At 64.2% G+C, this 17,080-nt stretch carries 11 protein-coding genes and 3 rRNA genes; 5 read left to right on the top strand and 9 right to left on the bottom strand.

Annotated elements, in window-relative coordinates:
• The first annotated feature begins 1 nt into the window (after nucleotide 1).
• The gene (gene glgB / locus G6N45_RS12550; RefSeq protein WP_163722623.1) at nucleotides 2-2,230 is read left to right on the top strand and encodes a 1,4-alpha-glucan branching protein GlgB; all 2,229 of its coding nucleotides are present in this window, start codon (nucleotides 2-4) and stop codon (nucleotides 2,228-2,230) included.
• Nucleotides 2,231-2,308: 78 nt separating this feature from the next.
• On the opposite strand, the gene G6N45_RS12545 is transcribed toward glgB, so the two are convergent.
• Genes G6N45_RS12545 through G6N45_RS12535 form a run of 3 tightly spaced genes read right to left on the bottom strand, consistent with a single transcriptional unit; the run spans nucleotide 2,309 to nucleotide 4,827 of the window.
• A complete protein-coding gene (locus tag G6N45_RS12545) occupies nucleotides 2,309-3,205 on the bottom strand; it encodes a tetratricopeptide repeat protein (RefSeq protein WP_163722622.1) in 897 nt (298 codons plus the stop codon).
• Between the two features lie 13 nt (nucleotides 3,206-3,218).
• Nucleotides 3,219-3,593, bottom strand: a complete 375-nt coding sequence (locus G6N45_RS12540) for a DUF3817 domain-containing protein (RefSeq protein ID WP_163722621.1) — start codon at nucleotides 3,591-3,593, stop codon at nucleotides 3,219-3,221.
• Between the two features lie 52 nt (nucleotides 3,594-3,645).
• Nucleotides 3,646-4,827, bottom strand: coding sequence for an acetyl-CoA C-acetyltransferase (locus G6N45_RS12535; protein ID WP_163722620.1), 1,182 nt, complete (start codon nucleotides 4,825-4,827; stop codon nucleotides 3,646-3,648).
• 93 nt (nucleotides 4,828-4,920) lie between these two features.
• Here G6N45_RS12535 and mce point away from each other — a divergent pair, with 93 nt between their 5' ends.
• Nucleotides 4,921-5,394: a methylmalonyl-CoA epimerase gene (gene mce / locus G6N45_RS12530; RefSeq protein ID WP_163722619.1), complete on the top strand. Its 474-nt coding sequence runs from the start codon at nucleotides 4,921-4,923 to the stop codon at nucleotides 5,392-5,394.
• 20 nt (nucleotides 5,395-5,414) lie between these two features.
• Here the strand turns inward: mce and G6N45_RS12525 are convergent, their stop codons facing one another.
• Together G6N45_RS12525 and nucS are read right to left on the bottom strand one after the other, a co-directional pair.
• Nucleotides 5,415-5,705: an Rv1322 family protein gene (locus G6N45_RS12525; protein ID WP_057147846.1), complete on the bottom strand. Its 291-nt coding sequence runs from the start codon at nucleotides 5,703-5,705 to the stop codon at nucleotides 5,415-5,417.
• Nucleotides 5,705-6,367 carry an endonuclease NucS gene (gene nucS, locus G6N45_RS12520; protein ID WP_163722618.1) on the bottom strand — a complete coding sequence of 221 codons (663 nt, stop codon included), beginning with the start codon at nucleotides 6,365-6,367 and terminating at the stop codon, nucleotides 5,705-5,707. The genes G6N45_RS12525 and nucS overlap by 1 nt, the downstream gene beginning before the upstream one ends.
• 45 nt (nucleotides 6,368-6,412) lie before the next feature.
• On the opposite strand from nucS, the gene G6N45_RS12515 reads away from it, so the two are divergent.
• The 3 genes from G6N45_RS12515 to G6N45_RS12505 all read left to right on the top strand — a co-directional run bounded on the left by G6N45_RS12515 (nucleotide 6,413) and on the right by G6N45_RS12505 (nucleotide 10,085).
• The gene (locus G6N45_RS12515) at nucleotides 6,413-8,026 is read left to right on the top strand and encodes an adenylate/guanylate cyclase domain-containing protein (protein WP_163722617.1); all 1,614 of its coding nucleotides are present in this window, start codon (nucleotides 6,413-6,415) and stop codon (nucleotides 8,024-8,026) included.
• A gap of 74 nt (nucleotides 8,027-8,100) precedes the next feature.
• Nucleotides 8,101-9,582, top strand: a complete 1,482-nt coding sequence (locus tag G6N45_RS12510) for a DNA-3-methyladenine glycosylase 2 family protein (protein WP_163722616.1) — start codon at nucleotides 8,101-8,103, stop codon at nucleotides 9,580-9,582.
• Nucleotides 9,582-10,085, top strand: coding sequence for a methylated-DNA--[protein]-cysteine S-methyltransferase (locus G6N45_RS12505; protein ID WP_163722615.1), 504 nt, complete (start codon nucleotides 9,582-9,584; stop codon nucleotides 10,083-10,085). Before G6N45_RS12510 ends, G6N45_RS12505 begins: the two co-directional genes overlap by 1 nt.
• Nucleotides 10,086-10,148: 63 nt before the next feature.
• Here the strand turns inward: G6N45_RS12505 and rrf are convergent.
• The 4 genes from rrf to murA all read right to left on the bottom strand — a co-directional run bounded on the left by rrf (nucleotide 10,149) and on the right by murA (nucleotide 17,037).
• A 5S ribosomal RNA gene (rrf, locus tag G6N45_RS12500) occupies nucleotides 10,149-10,262 on the bottom strand.
• Between the two features lie 104 nt (nucleotides 10,263-10,366).
• Nucleotides 10,367-13,490: ribosomal RNA gene (locus G6N45_RS12495) — 23S ribosomal RNA — on the bottom strand.
• Nucleotides 13,491-13,923: 433 nt separating this feature from the next.
• A 16S ribosomal RNA gene (locus tag G6N45_RS12490) occupies nucleotides 13,924-15,443 on the bottom strand.
• Together the 16S, 23S and 5S rRNA genes form the textbook arrangement of a ribosomal RNA operon.
• Nucleotides 15,444-15,783: 340 nt before the next feature.
• Nucleotides 15,784-17,037: a UDP-N-acetylglucosamine 1-carboxyvinyltransferase gene (gene murA, locus G6N45_RS12485; RefSeq protein ID WP_163722614.1), complete on the bottom strand. Its 1,254-nt coding sequence runs from the start codon at nucleotides 17,035-17,037 to the stop codon at nucleotides 15,784-15,786.
• Between the last annotated feature and the right edge of the window lie 43 nt (nucleotides 17,038-17,080).

Genomic DNA, 17,080 nt, shown 5'->3' with positions numbered 1-17,080 from the left:
CATGGCGAAAGCGAAGACGTCGAACCTGACGAAACAGATCGACAGCCCGCACCTGCGGCCGCACACCGCCGATCTGAACCGACTGCTCGCCGGCGAGCACCACGATCCGCACTCGGTGCTCGGCGCCCACGAGTACGACGACCACACCGTGATCCGGGCGTACCGGCCGCACGCGATCGAGGTGGCCGCCCTGATCGGCGGCGTGCGGTACCCGCTCCAACACATCGAGGCCGGCGTGTTCGCCGTCGCGGTGCCGATCACCAACCTGATCGATTACCGGCTCGAAGTGGACTACTCCGGCGAGGAATCCGGCTTCGTCCACACCGTGGCCGATCCGTACCGGTTCCTGCCGACGCTGGGCGAGATCGACCTGCACCTGTTCTCCGAGGGCCGTCACGAGCGCCTCTGGGAGGTTCTGGGCGCCCATCCGCGCTGTTTCCACACCGCCGACGGTGACGTCGAAGGGGTGTCCTTTGCCGTGTGGGCGCCGAACGCCAAGGGCGTCAGCGTGATCGGCGACTTCAACCACTGGGGCAACGAAGCCCAGATGCGGGTGCTGGGCTCGACGGGGGTGTGGGAGCTGTTCTGGCCGAACTTCCCCGAGGGCGGCCTCTACAAGTTCCGCGTACACGGCGCCGACTGCGCGGTGACCGAACGCGCCGACCCGATGGCGTTCGCCACCGAGGTGCCCCCGCAGACCGCCTCGCGGGTGTTCGCCAGCGACTACACCTGGTCCGACGACGAATGGATGACGGGCCGCGCGCTGCGCAATCCGGTCTTCGAGCCGATGAGCACCTACGAGGTGCACCTGGGCTCGTGGCGGCCGGGGCTGAGCTACACCGAACTCGCCGAGCAGCTCACCGATTACCTGGTCGAGCACGGGTTCACCCACGTCGAGATGCTGCCCGTCGCCGAGCATCCGTTCGGCGGGTCCTGGGGCTACCAGGTCACCTCGTACTACGCCCCGTCCTCCCGGTTCGGGACCCCCGACGAGTTCCGCTACCTCGTCGACGCGCTGCACCGCGCGGGCATCGGCGTCATCGTGGACTGGGTTCCGGCCCACTTCCCCAAGGACGCGTGGGCGTTGGGCCGGTTCGACGGCACCGCACTCTACGAGCACGGTGACCCGCGCCGTGGCGAGCAATTGGACTGGGGCACCTACGTTTTCGACTTCGGCCGCTCGGAGGTGCGCAACTTCCTGGTCGCCAACGCGCTTTACTGGCTGCAGGAGTACCATGTCGACGGACTACGGGTGGATGCCGTGGCCTCGATGCTCTACCTCGATTACTCCAGGCCCGAGGGCGGCTGGACGCCGAACATCTACGGCGGGCGGGAGAATCTCGAGGCCGTGCAGTTCATGCAGGAGATGAACGCCACCGTCCACAAGATCAACCCGGGCATCGTGACGATCGCCGAGGAATCCACGTCGTGGCCGGGCGTCACCCGTCCGACCAACCTTGGCGGCCTTGGGTTTTCGATGAAGTGGAACATGGGCTGGATGAACGACACGCTGGAGTTCATCAAGCGTGACCCCATCCACCGCAGCTACCACCACCACGAGCTGACCTTCTCGCTGCTGTACGCGTTCAGCGAGAACTTCGTGCTGCCGATCAGCCACGACGAGGTGGTGCACGGCAAGGGCACTCTGTGGGGCCGCATGCCGGGCAACGACCACATGAAGGCCGCCGGCATTCGGAGCCTGCTCGCGTATCAGTGGGCACATCCGGGCAAGCAGCTGCTGTTCATGGGCCAGGAGTTCGGCCAACGGGCCGAGTGGTCCGAGGAACGCGGAGTGGACTGGTTCCAGCTCGACGAGCACGGCTTCTCGAACGGCATCCTGCGGATGATGACCGACGCCAACAGCATCTACACGAGCAGGCGCGCGCTGTGGTCGCGAGACACCAAGCCCGAGGGCTACTCGTGGATCGACGCCAACGACTCGGCCAACAACGTGTTGAGCTTCATGCGGTTCGGCGACGACGGATCGATGATGGCGTGCGTGTTCAACTTCTCCGGTTCCGAGCACAGCAGCTACCGGCTGGGCCTGCCGCACGCCGGAACCTGGCGCGAGGTGCTCAACACCGACAGCGACACCTACCACGGGTCGGGGATCGGCAACTACGGCGCCGTCGAGGCCACCGACGAACCCTGGCACGGGCGTCCGGCGTCGGCCGTCATGGTATTGCCGCCGCTGGCGGCGCTGTGGTTCGAGCCGGAGCAACAGACCTAACCGCAGCAGGCCCGCGAGCAGACGCGAACTCACCCGTTTCGGGGCGGATCTCCGCGAGTTCGTGTCTGTTCGCTCCGGTCAATAGAGCGCGTTGGCGAGGTTGCGGCGCCCGGCGATGACCTCGGGATCGGCCGGGTCGAACAGCTCGAACAGCTCGATCAGCCGCGTGCGCACGGCACTGCGGTCATCACCGGCGGTTCGCTTGACCAGAGCGATCAGCCGGTTGAAGGCAGCCTCGATGTTCTGTTGCAAGATCTCGACATCGGCGGCGGCGAGCGCGGCGTCCAGGTCGTCTGGAGACGCGTCGGCGATCGCGACCGCGTCCTGCGGATGCGTCGTCGCGCGCTGCAGGAACCCGATCTGACGGACGGCTCCCTTGGCCTCCTGGTGGTCCGGGTCGGCATCGAGGATGGACTGGTAGGCGGCGCGCGCCCCGTCGAAGTCTCCCTCGTCGAGCAACGTGCGCGCCCGTTCGACCTCGGGGTCGGCCTGCTCGCCCTGCTCGTCCTGGCCGCCGCCACTCAGCTTTCCGGCCGTGGCCTCGAGCAACGAATCGACCCAGCGCCGCAGCTGCTCCGGGGGCTGCATGCCCTCGAAGCTCGACAGCGGCTGCCCGGCCGCCAGAGCGACCACGGTCGGCACGGCCTGGACACCGAACATCTGCGCCACCCGCGGTGTCGTGTCGACGTTCACGGTCGCCAGCGACCACTTCCCGCCGTCGCCCTGGGCGAGCCCCGAGAGCACCTCTGCGAGCTGCACACTGGAGTCGCTGCGCGGGGACCAGAGCAGCACGACGACCGGGACCTCGTTCGAGCGGACCAGCACCTCGGCTTCGAAGTTCGCCTCCGTGACCGCCAGCCCACCCGGGGCGCCGCCGGTCGGGCCGGCACCGGAGGAGGCCGGTCGCTGCTTGAGAGCTGACAGATCGACGGCGCCCGCCAGGGCGGGCGATATGCGGGGTCCAGGACGTGTCACGTGAACAAGTCTGTCACGTCGTTTCGGGTGCCGTCCGTCCCGGTTGCCCGGCCCCCGCGGCGACCGGATCCGACCCCATCCGACCCGTCCGATCAGCCAATAGGAGGAAGATCACACTGCCCAGCGGCACGATGCTGCCCAGCAACGCCAGCAACCACGTGCCGGCCCCCCACTTGAGGGCCATACCGGTGAGCACCGCCGCGACGAGGAAGGCGATGAACACCCCTCCGTGCACCGGGCCGAAGATCTTGACGCCGACCTCGGTACGCGGGGTGCCGAGGTACTTGAAGTACATGCCGGTCAGCAGTCCGATCCAACTGAGCGCCTCGGCGAAAGCGATCAGACGGAACCACGCCGCGGCGTTGCGGACGTCGAATGCGCGTGTCATGGCCCCATTGTGCCGCAACGGCGCGTCAGCTACTACGCAGTGTCGTTGACGCTCAGGACCGGCGCAGGATCAGCGCATCCCCCTGGCCACCGGCACCGCAGAGTGCGGCCACCGCGTAACCCGAGCCGCGCCGCGCCAACTCGAGCGCCGCATGCAGCGTGATCCGTGCACCGGACATGCCGATCGGGTGACCGACCGCGATCGCGCCACCGTTGGTGTTGACCCTGTCCGGATCGACACCGAGCTCCTTCGTCGACGCCAGCGCGACGGCGGCGAACGCCTCGTTGATCTCGATGACGTCGAGCTGGTCGAGCGAGATGCCCTCCTTGGCGACGGCCTTCTTGATCGCGTTAGCGGGCTGGCTCTGCAACGTGGAGTCCGGGCCGGCGACCACGCCGTGGGCGCCGATCTCGCACAGCCAGCTCAGGCCCAGCTCCTCGGCCTTCGCCTTGCTCATCACGACGACCGCGCAGGCGCCGTCGGAGATCTGCGACGCCGACCCGGCGGTGATGGTGCCGTCCTTGCGGAACGCCGGCTTCAGGCCGGACAGCGACTCGGCAGTGGTGTCGGCGCGGATGCCCTCGTCCTCGGTGAACTCGATCGGGTCGCCCTTGCGCTGCGGGATCTTCACCGGCACGACCTCGTCGGCGAAGACGCCGTCCTTCCAGGCGCGCGCAGCCTTCTGATGCGAGTTCGCCGCGAACTCGTCCTGCTCGGCGCGGGTGAACTGGTCGGCGTCGTTGCGCTGTTCGGTCAGCGCGCCCATCGGCTGGTCGGTGAACACGTCGTGGAGGCCGTCGTAGGCCATGTGGTCGAGGACCGTGACGTCGCCGTATTTGTACCCCGACCTGCTGTTCATCAGCAGGTGCGGCGCCCTGGTCATGGACTCCTGGCCGCCGGCGACGACGACGTCGAACTCGCCGGCCCGGATCAGCTGGTCGGCCAGCGCGATCGCGTCGATGCCCGACAGGCACATCTTGTTGATGGTCAGCGACGGCACGTCCCAGTCGATACCGGCCGCGACCGCGGCCTGGCGCGCGGGCATCTGTCCGGCGCCCGCGGTGAGCACCTGGCCCATGATCACGTAGTCGACAGCAGACGCCGGCACTCCGGCTTTCTCCAGGGCGCCGGCAATCGCGACGGCACCGAGATCGCTTCCGGAGAAATCCTTCAGCGAACCCATCAGCTTGCCCACAGGAGTGCGGGCTCCAGCAACGATCACCGACGTCGTCATGACAACCTCCAGCTGAGTTTCGAGCGGCTCCCATGAGGCTATACATCGGAACCGATCTATTCGAAACCGATCTTGTTAGGTAACTTCGCTGTTATGACCGCCGAGCAGACTGACGCCCGTCCTGTGCTGGCCACCGCGCTGGTCACCGCCATCGACCACGTCGGCATCGCGGTGCCCGACCTGGACGCGGCGATCAAGTGGTACCACGACCACCTCGGCATGATCGTGCTGCACGAAGAGGTCAACGAGGAGCAGGGCATCCGCGAGGCGATGCTGACGGTGCGCGGCGCGCCGGTCGGCAGCACCCAGGTGCAGCTGATGGCTCCGATCGACGACGATTCGACGATCGCGAAGTTCCTCGACAAGCGCGGCCCCGGTCTGCAGCAGTTCGCCTACCGCGTCAGCGACCTCGATGCACTCACCGACCGGCTGCACGAGCAGGGTGTCCGGTTGATCTACGACGCGCCGCGGCGCGGCACCGCCAACTCCCGCATCAACTTCATCCATCCCAAGGACGGCGGTGGCGTGCTCATCGAGCTCGTCGAGCCTGCCTCCGATTCACACTGATCCCGCGCACCAGCGCGGCCTCACGACCAGCGCCGCGTCGGCCCTCGCGTCGCGCGGTTCTCCCAGCACGGCGTGTGCCAGTGCCTGCGGTCATCGAGGCCGGCCTCCCCCGCGTCGGCCCGCCACACCACCACGTGGGCGACCCCCGGCCTGATCTCGTGATCGCAGCCGGGGCACCGGTACACCTTGACCGCGCGGGCACCCGACACCGGCCGAACCTCGTAGTCGTCGCCGTCCGGCCCGGTCTCGATCCGCCGCGGCAGAGGAAGCGGACCATGCTGCCGGCGCTTCCTAGCCGGTCGCCTCGCCATCAGAACAGCCGGAACTCGTCGCTGTCCATGCCCCGCATCTTGTCGTAATCCAGTATCAGGCAGCGGATTCCGCGATCCAGGGCGAGCGTGCGCGCCTGCGGCTTGATCTGCTGGGCGGCGAACACCCCCGCGACAGGGGCGAGCACGCTGTCGCGGTTGAGCAACTCGAGGTAGCGGGTGAGCTGCTCGACGCCGTCGATCTCACCACGCCGCTTGATCTCCACGGCGACCGAACGGCCCTGATCGTCACGGCACAGCAGATCCACCGGTCCGATCGGGGTCATGTACTCCCGCCGCACCAGGGTATAGCCGGCGCCGAGCAGCTCGACGTGTTCGGCCAGCAGCGCCTGCAGGTGCGCCTCCACGCCGTCTTTGACCAGACCGGGGTCGACGCCGAGTTCGTGGCTGGAGTCGTGCTCGATGGCCTCGATGGTGATGCGCAGTTGCTCGCCCGCCTTGTTCTGCACCACCCAGAGGCCGTCGGCTTCCTCGACCATCCAGCAGGGCGGGCTCATCCAGTTCAACGGCTTGTAGGCACGGTCGTCGGCGTGCACGCTGACCGAACCGTCGGCCTTGATCAACAACAGACGGCGGGCGGTCGGCAGATGCGCCGTGAGGCGGCCGACGTAGTCGACGGTGCACTGGGCTATCACGAGACGCACCGAACCACCTTAAACGCCACCCGCGGTCACTAGGCTGACGCCTCGATGAGCGCGAACAGGACGGCGGCACAGCGGCTGGGTCGCGTGCTGGAGCGTGTGACACACCAGAGCGGCAGAGTCGCGGGCACCCCGGAGTACGGATCGTGGATTCTCGGGAGGGTCTCGGAGAGCCAGCGCCGCCGCCGCGTGCGCATCCAGATCATCCTGACGACGTTCGTCGTGGTCGCGAACCTGATCGGGATCGGCGTCGCGACGCTGGTGGTGACCGTCGCGTTCCCGATCCCGAGCGTGTTCGACTCCTCGGTCGCCTGGATCACGTTCATCGTGGTCCCGGCGTATCTGGTGGCCGCGCTCGTCGTCGGGGTGTTCTGGGCCACCCGGCGGGTGATGAACAACGTGCGGTGGGCCATCGAGGAACGCTTGCCCACCCGCGACGATCAACGCAACACCTTTCTGGCGCCGTGGCGGCTGACCCGCGTGCTGCTGGTGCTGTGGGGCCTGGGGACGGTGTTGCTGACCACCCTCTACGGGCTGCAGGACACCGACTTCATCCCCAAGTGGCTGCTGGGCGTGAGCTTTCCGGGCATCGTCGTCTCGGCGAGCTGCTATCTGTTCACCGAATTCGCGCTGCGTCCGGTGGCGGCTCAGGCGCTCGAGGCCGGCAAGCCACCACGGCGGATCGCCGACGGCCTGATGGGCCGCACCATGCTGGTGTGGGTACTCGGTTCGGGCGTTCCGGTCCTCGGCATCTTCCTGGCCGCGGCGATCACGCTGATGCAGCGCAACCTCACCCCTACGCAGTTCACCGTCGCGGTGATGATCCTCGCGCTGTTCGCCCTCGCGTTCGGCGCCATCCTGATGTTCATCCTCGCGTGGCTGACGGTCACCCCGGTGCGGGTGGTGCGCGAGGCCCTCAACCGGGTGGAGCGCGGCGACTTGGACACCAATCTCGTGGTGTTCGACGGCACCGAACTGGGTCAGTTGCAACGTGGCTTCAACTCGATGGTGCACGGGCTGCAGGAGCGGGAACGGGTGCGCGACCTGTTCGGCCGTCACGTGGGCCGGGAGGTGGCGCTGCTGGCCGAACAGGAACGGCCTCAGCTCGGCGGCGAAGAGCGTTACGCCGCAGTCATCTTCGTCGACATCATCGGATCGACGAAGTTGGTCACCAGCCTGCCGGCCGTGGAGGTCGTCGAACTGCTCAACCGCTTCTTCGCGGTGATCGTCGAGGAGGTCGACCGGCATCACGGCCTGGTCAACAAGTTCGAGGGCGACGCGGTGCTGGCCGTGTTCGGCGCACCGGTGTCGCTGGAGCATCCCGAGGACGAGGCGCTGGCCGCCGCGCGGGAGATCGCCCGGCGCCTGTGCGACGAGGTACCCGAATGCGAAGCCGGCATCGGAGTGGCGGCGGGCACCGTGGTCGCCGGTAATGTCGGCGCCCGGGAACGCTTCGAGTACACCGTGATCGGTGAACCGGTCAACGAGGCCGCCCGGCTGTGCGAACTGGCCAAGAACCAGCCGTCGCGACTGGTCGCATCGTCTGAAACGGTGGACAGCGCAACCGAATCCGAGCAGACGCACTGGCGGCTGGGTGACACGGTGACGTTGCGCGGGCACGACGGACCCACGAGGCTGGCCTCGCCGGTAACTGCGCGCTGACGTCGCGGCGACGGGCTGCTGCGATGTCGCTTTTCCGCTAGTAATGGCCCGGGCGCCGTGACAGGGTCGACTGTATGCACACCGACTTCGACCGCTGCTACCGCGCCGTCCAGGCCAAGGACGCTCGGTTCGACGGCTGGTTCGTCACCGCGGTGCTGACCACCAAGATCTATTGCCGGCCGAGCTGCCCCGTACGTCCCCCGTTCGCCCGCAACATCCGCTTCTATCCCACCGCGGCGGCCGCGCAGCGAGCGGGCTTCCGCGCCTGCAAACGGTGCAGGCCCGACGCCTCCCCGGGGTCACCGGAGTGGAACGTCCGGAGTGACGTCGTCGCACGTGCCATGCGCCTGATCGCCGACGGCACCGTGGACCGGGACGGGGTCACCGGACTGGCCGCCCGGCTGGGCTACACCGTGCGCCAGCTCGAACGTCTGATGCAGGCGGAGGTCGGGGCCACGCCGCTGGCGCTGGCCCAGGCGCAGCGCTCACACATGGCCCGGGTACTCATCGAGACGACCGAAATGCCGTTCAGTGACGTCGCTTTCGCCGCGGGATTCGCCAGCATCCGACAGTTCAACGACACGGTCCGCGCGGTCTGCGACCTGACGCCCACCCAGTTGCGGCGGCGGGTCCGCGAACGATTGCACGACGTCCCGACCAGCGGGGTGATGACGCTGCGGCTGGCGGTGCGCACCCCGTTCGCCTACGACGGAGTGTTCGGGCACCTGGCCGCCACGGGCGTACCCGGCGTCGAGGAGGTGCGTGGGGAAACCTACCGGCGCACATTGCGGCTCCCCCACGGCAGCGGGACAGTCGGACTCACTCCGCGTCCCGATCACGTCACCTGCCAACTGTCCATCGACGACTTCCGCGACCTGCCCGCGGCGATCGCGCGTTGCCGGCGCCTGCTCGATCTCGACGCCGACCCGGAGGCCATCGTCGAATCCCTCAGCGCCGACGACGAACTCGCCTCGGTGATCGCCAAGTCGCCCGGCCAACGCATCCCTCGTACCGTCGACGAGCACGAACTGGCGATCCGGGTGGTGCTGGGTCAGCAGGTGTCGACGGCTGCCGCACGCACGCACGCGGCACGGCTGGCGACTGCCTACGGTGACGCCATCGACGATCCCGGCGGGGGGTTGGCCCACCTCTTCCCGTCCGCGGCCGCCCTGACCGAGATCGACCTGCGGCATCTGGCCCTGCCGAAGGCGCGCCAGCGCACGGTGATGGCCCTGGTCGAGGCCGTCGACGCCGGTGAGTTGGTTCTCGACTCCGGGTGCGACTGGAACCGCGCCCGAGCGCAACTGCTGGCGTTGCCGGGCATCGGGCCGTGGACCGCCGAGATGATCGCCATGCGCGGCCTGGGCGACCCCGACGCGTTTCCTGCGACCGATCTCGGCGTGGTGGCTGCTGCCGGCCGACTCGGTCTGCCGGCGGAACCGAAAGCGCTCGCCGCACGCAGCGAACGTTGGCGGCCGTGGCGTTCGTATGTGACACAACATCTTTGGACCACCCTCGAGCACTCCGTCAACCAATGGCCCCCGAAGGAGAGATGATGGAAAGCATGCGTTATCGGACCATGGACAGTCCCGTCGGAATACTCACGCTGGCCGGTGTCGGCAATCGGCTCCGGCATCTGCGGATGGTCGACCAGACCTATGAGCCCAGTCGCGAGGGCTGGGAATCCGATGACGAGGCCTTCGCTGACGCGGTGGCGCAACTCGGGGAGTACTTCCGTGGTGAGCGCGTCGACTTCGACCTCGAGTTGGAGATGGTCGGTACCGCCTTTCAGCGCAGGGTGTGGGAGGCGTTGCGGACGATCCCCTACGGCGAGACCCGTTCCTACGGAGAGATCGCTGCGCAGATCGGTTCGCCCGGGGCCTCCCGCGCAGTCGGGCTGGCCAACGGGCACAACCCGGTCGGGATCATCGTGCCGTGCCATCGCGTGATCGGCGCCAACGGAAGTCTGACCGGATACGGTGGCGGCCTGGACCGGAAGAAGTTGCTGCTGGGAATGGAGAAGCGCTACGCGCCGGCCGTGCCGACGCTGTTCTCCTGAGCGGCTTGACGCACAAATGCCTGTGCCCCCCAACAGAATTGGGGGGCACAGGACTTAAATAGTGTTCGGCGGTGTCCTACTTTTCCACCCGTGTGGGTAGTATCATCGGCGCTGGCAGGCTTAGCTTCCGGGTTCGGGATGGGTCCGGGCGTTTCCCTGCCGCTATGGACCGCCGTAACTTTATTCACTCGTTTTTGAGTGTGAAACTTTTGGGCCCCGTTTTTGGTGTTATTGGTGGTGGGGTGTGGGTTGTTTGTGGTGTGGTTGCGAGGTTTTGTTGTTGTTGTAAGTTTTCGGCCGGTTAGTGCCAGTTCCCTGCGACCATTGCTGGTCTTGTAGGTCTGGTCTATCGATCCCGTGGTCTGCGGGGGGCCTTATCCCACTTGAATGGGTGAGAAGCCTGGTCTTGGAGGGGGTTTCCCGCTTAGATGCTTTCAGCGGTTATCCTGTCCGAACGTGGCTATCCAGCGGTGCCCTGGTGGGACAACTGGTGGACCAGAGGTTCGTCCGTCCCGGTCCTCTCGTACTAGGGACAGATTTCCTCAAGCTTCTGACGCGCGCGGCGGATAGAGACCGAACTGTCTCACGACGTTCTAAACCCAGCTCGCGTGCCGCTTTAATGGGCGAACAGCCCAACCCTTGGGACCTGCTCCAGCCCCAGGATGCGACGAGCCGACATCGAGGTGCCAAACCATCCCGTCGATATGGACTCTTGGGGAAGATCAGCCTGTTATCCCCGGGGTACCTTTTATCCGTTGAGCGACACCCCTTCCACTCAGAGGTGCCGGATCACTAGTCCCGACTTTCGTCCCTGCTTGACGTGTCAGTCTCGCAGTCAAGCTCCCTTGTGCACTTACACTCAACACCTGATTGCCGTCCAGGTTGAGGGAACCTTTGGGCGCCTCCGTTACTTTTTAGGAGGCAACCGCCCCAGTTAAACTACCCACCAGGCACTGTCCCTGAACCGGATAGACGGTTCGAGGTTAGAGGCCCAATACGATCAGAGTGGTATTTCAACAACGACTCCACAATCACTGGCGTGACCGCTTCACAGTCTCCCACCTATCCTACACAAACCGTATCGAGCACCAATACCAAGTTGTAGTGAAGGTCCCGGGGTCTTTTCGTCCTGCCGCGCGTAACGAGCATCTTTACTCGTAATGCAATTTCGCCGAGTCTATGGTTGAGACAGTTGAGAAGTCGTTACGCCATTCGTGCAGGTCGGAACTTACCCGACAAGGAATTTCGCTACCTTAGGATGGTTATAGTTACCACCGCCGTTTACTGGGGCTTAAATTCTCCGCTTCACCCCCGAAGGGGTTAACAGGTCCTCTTAACCTTCCAGCACCGGGCAGGCGTCAGTCCGTATACATCGTCTTGCGACTTCGCACGGACCTGTGTTTTTAGTAAACAGTCGCTTCTCACTGGTTTGTGCCACCCCACTCCGCTTGGGCCGCAAGGGCTTACACGGTACAGGGGTCCCCCTTCTCCCGAAGTTACGGGGGCATTTTGCCGAGTTCCTTAACCATAGTTCACTCGTACGCCTCGGTATTCTCTACCTGACCACCTGTGTTGGTTTGGGGTACGGGCCGTGTGTGCGCTCGCTAGAGGCTTTTCTCGACAGCATAGGATCACCGAATTCGCCTCACTCGGCTATGCATCACCTCTCAGGATATGTGAAACCCGGATTTGCCTAGGTTTCTCCCTACAGGTTTGCCCCAGTATTACCACTGACTGGTACGGCTGCCTTCCTGTGTCACCCCATCGCTTGACTACTACCACCGAAGGTCCCGCGCAGCCCCAGAAACCCTTTGACCCGAAGGTCGCCGGTGATTCTGGTTTTGGGCGGTTAGTACCGGTGATTCATCAGGGACGCTCACACACGGGTACGGGAATATCAACCCGTTGTCCATCGACTACGCCTGTCGGCCTCGCCTTAGGTCCCGACTCACCCTGGGCGGACTGGCCTGGCCCAGGAACCCTTGGTCTTTCGGCGGGCAAGGTTCTCACTTGCCTTATCGCTACTCATGCCTGCATTCTCACTCCCACACCCTCCACCACTCGATCACTCGGCGGCTTCACCGGATGCAGGACGCTCCCCTACCCAGCACACACAAGGTGTGCTGCGGCTTCGGCGGTGTGCTTGAGCCCCGCTACATTATCGGCGCACAATCACTTGACCAGTGAGCTATTACGCACTCTTTCAAGGGTGGCTGCTTCTAAGCCAACCTCCTGGTTGTCTTCGCGACTGCACATCCTTTTCCACTTAGCACACGCTTAGGGGCCTTAGCCGGCGATCTGGGCTGTTTCCCTCTCGACGCACGGAGCTTATCCCCCGCCGTCTCACTGCCGCATTACACCGTGTCGGCATTCGGAGTTTGGCTGACGTCAGTAACCTTGTGAGGCCCATCGGCCATCCAGTAGCTCTACCTCCGACACGAACACTGCGACGCTGCACCTAAATGCATTTCGGGAGAACCAGCTATCACGGAGTTTGATTGGCCTTTCACCCCTACCCACAACTCATCCCCTCAGTCTTCAACCTAAGTGGGTTCGGGCCTCCACGCGGTCTTACCCGCGCTTCACCCTGGCCATGGGTAGATCACTCCGCTTCGGGTCCAGAACACACCACTACACCACACACTGTTGTGTGGATACGCCCTATTCAGACTCGCTTTCGCTACGGCTACCCCACCCGGGTTAACCTCGCGACATGTCCCTGACTCGCAGGCTCATTCTTCAAAAGGCACGCCATCACCCCACGACAAGTCGAAGGCTCTGACGGATTGTAAGCGCACGGTTTCAGGTACTCTTTCACTCCCCTCCCGGGGTACTTTTCACCATTCCCTCACGGTACTAATCCGCTATCGGTCACTGAGAAGTATTCAGGCTTACCGGGTGGTCCCGGCAGATTCACAGCAGATTCCACGGGCCCGCTGCTACTCGGGGAAAACATTCCACAACAGATGACGGGTTTTCGGTTACGGGGCTCTCACCCGCTCCGGCAGACCATCCCAGGCCACTTCACCTAACCCACCATTTTCTCACTGTCGCCCATCACGGCGGTGATGAGAAGAAACGCCCCACAACACCGCACACACAACCCCCGCCGGGTATCACATGCACACGGTTTAGCCATCCTCCGCTTTCGCTCGCCACTACTCACGGAATCACTTTTGTTTTCTCTTCCTACGGGTACTGAGATGTTTCACTTCCCCGCGTTCCCCCCCGACACCTATGTATTCAGTGCCGGGTGACACGACATCACTCGTGCCGGGTTTCCCCATTCGGACATCCTCGGATCCACGCTCGGTTGGCAGCTCCCCGAGGCATATCGCAGCCTCCCACGTCCTTCATCGGCTCTCAGTGCCAAGGCATCCACCATGCGCCCTTAAACACTTACAACACAAAACCAAAAAAATGAGTCATCACCCACACACACCCACAAAGGGACGCGCGCAGGTATCAGAAAAATTTGCATTACAACCGGACACACCAGCCCACAAAAGCCAGCGCATCCAGATGCTCGCAACCACTATCCACAAATCAAACACCACACCCCACCACCAAAGCAGGGCAACAACACGACCCAATCCCAGCCCCCGCCCACAACAGGCGAGACAGGGAACCAACGGGCTGTTGTCTCAAAGCCCAATAGTGTGTCTGATGGCCGCGCACCGAAAAACCCAGCCGAAGCTGAATCCCGTTCCGGCACATAAATGTTTGTCGAGTGCACCCGACGCGCCTCCACTACAGAGACCCGCCATCCAACGAATCGCCTGACACTCCCGAACTCCCACACGATGCGGGCGGGCCCAGGTCTCGTGGTGCTCCTTAGAAAGGAGGTGATCCAGCCGCACCTTCCGGTACGGCTACCTTGTTACGACTTCGTCCCAATCGCCGATCCCACCTTCGACGGCTCCCTCCCACAAGGGGTTAGGCCACCGGCTTCGGGTGTTACCGACTTTCATGACGTGACGGGCGGTGTGTACAAGGCCCGGGAACGTATTCACCGCAGCGTTGCTGATCTGCGATTACTAGCGACTCCGACTTCACGGGGTCGAGTTGCAGACCCCGATCCGAACTGAGACCGGCTTTGAAAGGATTCGCTCCACCTCACGGCATCGCAGCCCTTTGTACCGGCCATTGTAGCATGTGTGAAGCCCTGGACATAAGGGGCATGATGACTTGACGTCATCCCCACCTTCCTCCGAGTTGACCCCGGCAGTCTCTCACGAGTCCCCACCATAACGTGCTGGCAACATGAGACAAGGGTTGCGCTCGTTGCGGGACTTAACCCAACATCTCACGACACGAGCTGACGACAGCCATGCACCACCTGCACACAGGCCACAAGGGAACCGACATCTCTGCCGGCGTCCTGTGCATGTCAAACCCAGGTAAGGTTCTTCGCGTTGCATCGAATTAATCCACATGCTCCGCCGCTTGTGCGGGCCCCCGTCAATTCCTTTGAGTTTTAGCCTTGCGGCCGTACTCCCCAGGCGGGGTACTTAATGCGTTAGCTACGGCACGGATCCCAAGGAAGGAAACCCACACCTAGTACCCACCGTTTACGGCGTGGACTACCAGGGTATCTAATCCTGTTCGCTCCCCACGCTTTCGCTCCTCAGCGTCAGTTACTGCCCAGAGACCCGCCTTCGCCACCGGTGTTCCTCCTGATATCTGCGCATTCCACCGCTACACCAGGAATTCCAGTCTCCCCTGCAGTACTCCAGTCTGCCCGTATCGCCCGCACGCCCACAGTTAAGCTGTGAGTTTTCACGAACAACGCGACAAACCACCTACGAGCTCTTTACGCCCAGTAATTCCGGACAACGCTCGCACCCTACGTATTACCGCGGCTGCTGGCACGTAGTTGGCCGGTGCTTCTTCTCCAGGTACCGTCACTTGCGCTTCGTCCCTGGCGAAAGAGGTTTACAACCCGAAGGCCGTCATCCCTCACGCGGCGTCGCTGCATCAGGCTTGCGCCCATTGTGCAATATTCCCCACTGCTGCCTCCCGTAGGAGTCTGGGCCGTATCTCAGTCCCAGTGTGGCCGGACACCCTCTCAGGCCGGCTACCCGTCGTCGCCTTGGTAGGCCATTACCCCACCAACAAGCTGATAGGCCGCGGGCCCATCCCACACCGCAAAAGCTTTCCACCACACGCCATGAAACGCGCGGTCATATTCGGTATTAGACCCAGTTTCCCAGGCTTATCCCAAAGTGCAGGGCAGATCACCCACGTGTTACTCACCCGTTCGCCACTCGAGTACCCCGAAGGGCCTTTCCGTTCGACTTGCATGTGTTAAGCACGCCGCCAGCGTTCGTCCTGAGCCAGGATCAAACTCTCCAAACAAAAACCCCCAGGACCAAACCCAGGCAGAATTCGAATCAGAAAAATCCGATCACAAAACAAAAGACACCAAAACTGGCATCTGTAAAAAACGTTGCGCCCCCAAACGGGAAAATGCGGACACAACAAAAACAACAAACAAAAACCACCAAACACACTATTGAGTTCTCAAACAACACCGCCGTTTTCAGGCAACCCTGCCACTGTACTGCATGCGATCAGGGCGGTCAAGGCTCAGCCCCGAATCTTTCGACCGGGGCCGTGCGCTTCTGTTGGAAATACTACGCGCTGTCGGCCAGACGCCCAAATGCCCTGCACACGACCCTGATCCGGGCCGCGCACGCTACTCGACGCGCTCGATCTCCGCACCCAGACTGGTCAGATTTTCCACGAACTTCGGATACCCGCGGTCGATGTGAAAGACGTCGTGCACCTCGGTGTCACCATCGGCAACGAGGCCGGCGAGCACGAGGCCGGCGCCGGCACGGATGTCCGAGGACCACACCGGGGCGCTCGACAACTGCGGGATCCCCCGCACCACCGCATGGTGACCGTCGGTGCGAGCGTCGGCGCCGAGCCGGATCATCTCCTCGACGAAGCGGAACCTCGCCTCGAATACGTTCTCGGTGATCATCGACGTACCGTCGGCGATCGCAGCCAACCCGATCGCCATCGGCTGCAGGTCCGTCGGGAAACCGGGGAACGGCAGCGTGGCGACGTTGACCGCCTTGGGCCGCTCGTACTGGACGACGCGGAAGCCGTCGTCGGACTGCGTCACCGTCGCACCGGCGTCGTGCAGCTTGTGCAGGACCAGCTGCAGATGCGCCGGGTCCACCCCTGTGACCGAGATGTCGCCGCGCGTCATCGCCGCGGCGATCCCCCACGTCGCGGCGACGATCCGGTCCCCGATGACGCGATGTTCGGTCGGATAGAGCTTGTCGACGCCGTTGATCGTCAGGGTCGAGGAACCCGCACCCGAGATCTGCGCGCCCATCTGGTTGAGCATCGTGCACAGATCCACGACGTCGGGTTCGCGGGCGGCGTTGTGGATCGTGGTCACGCCGTCGGCCAGCACGGCGGCCATCAAAATGTTCTCGGTGGCGCCGACCGACGGGAACTCCAGCTGGATCTCGGCGCCGTGCAGGTGGTCCGCCTCGGCGACCACGCAGCCGTGTTCGATGTTGCACCGGGCGCCGAGCTGGCGCAGACCGGCCTGATGCATGTCGAGCGGACGGGAGCCGATCGCGTCACCGCCGGGCAATGCCACCTTCGCCCGCTTGCAGCGACCGACCAGCGGGCCCAGCACACAGACCGACGCGCGGAACTGACGCACGGCGGCGAAGTCGGCGTCGTACTTGGGCTCGTCCGGCGAGGTGATCCGGACGACGTCACCGTCGAGTTCGACGGTGGCCCCGAGCCCGCGGAGGACCTCGGCCATCAGCGGTACGTCGAGGATGTCCGGACAGTTCGTGATCGTGCTGGTGCCCTCGGCCAGCAGAGATGCGGCCATCAACTTCAGAACGCTGTTCTTGGCACCACCGACGGTCACTTCGCCCGCCAACCGACTGCCGCCGGTCACCACGAAACGCTCGCCCACGCCGGTCAGTGTAAACAGCGCTTCTGGTCATGTCAGTTTCCCG

Origin of the sequence: Mycolicibacterium psychrotolerans (assembly GCF_010729305.1) — a bacterium.
Lineage (GTDB): Bacteria > Actinomycetota > Actinomycetes > Mycobacteriales > Mycobacteriaceae > Mycobacterium > Mycobacterium psychrotolerans.
The sequence above is the reverse complement of the archived record's forward strand: the minus strand, read 5'-3'. Positions and strand labels throughout refer to the sequence as shown.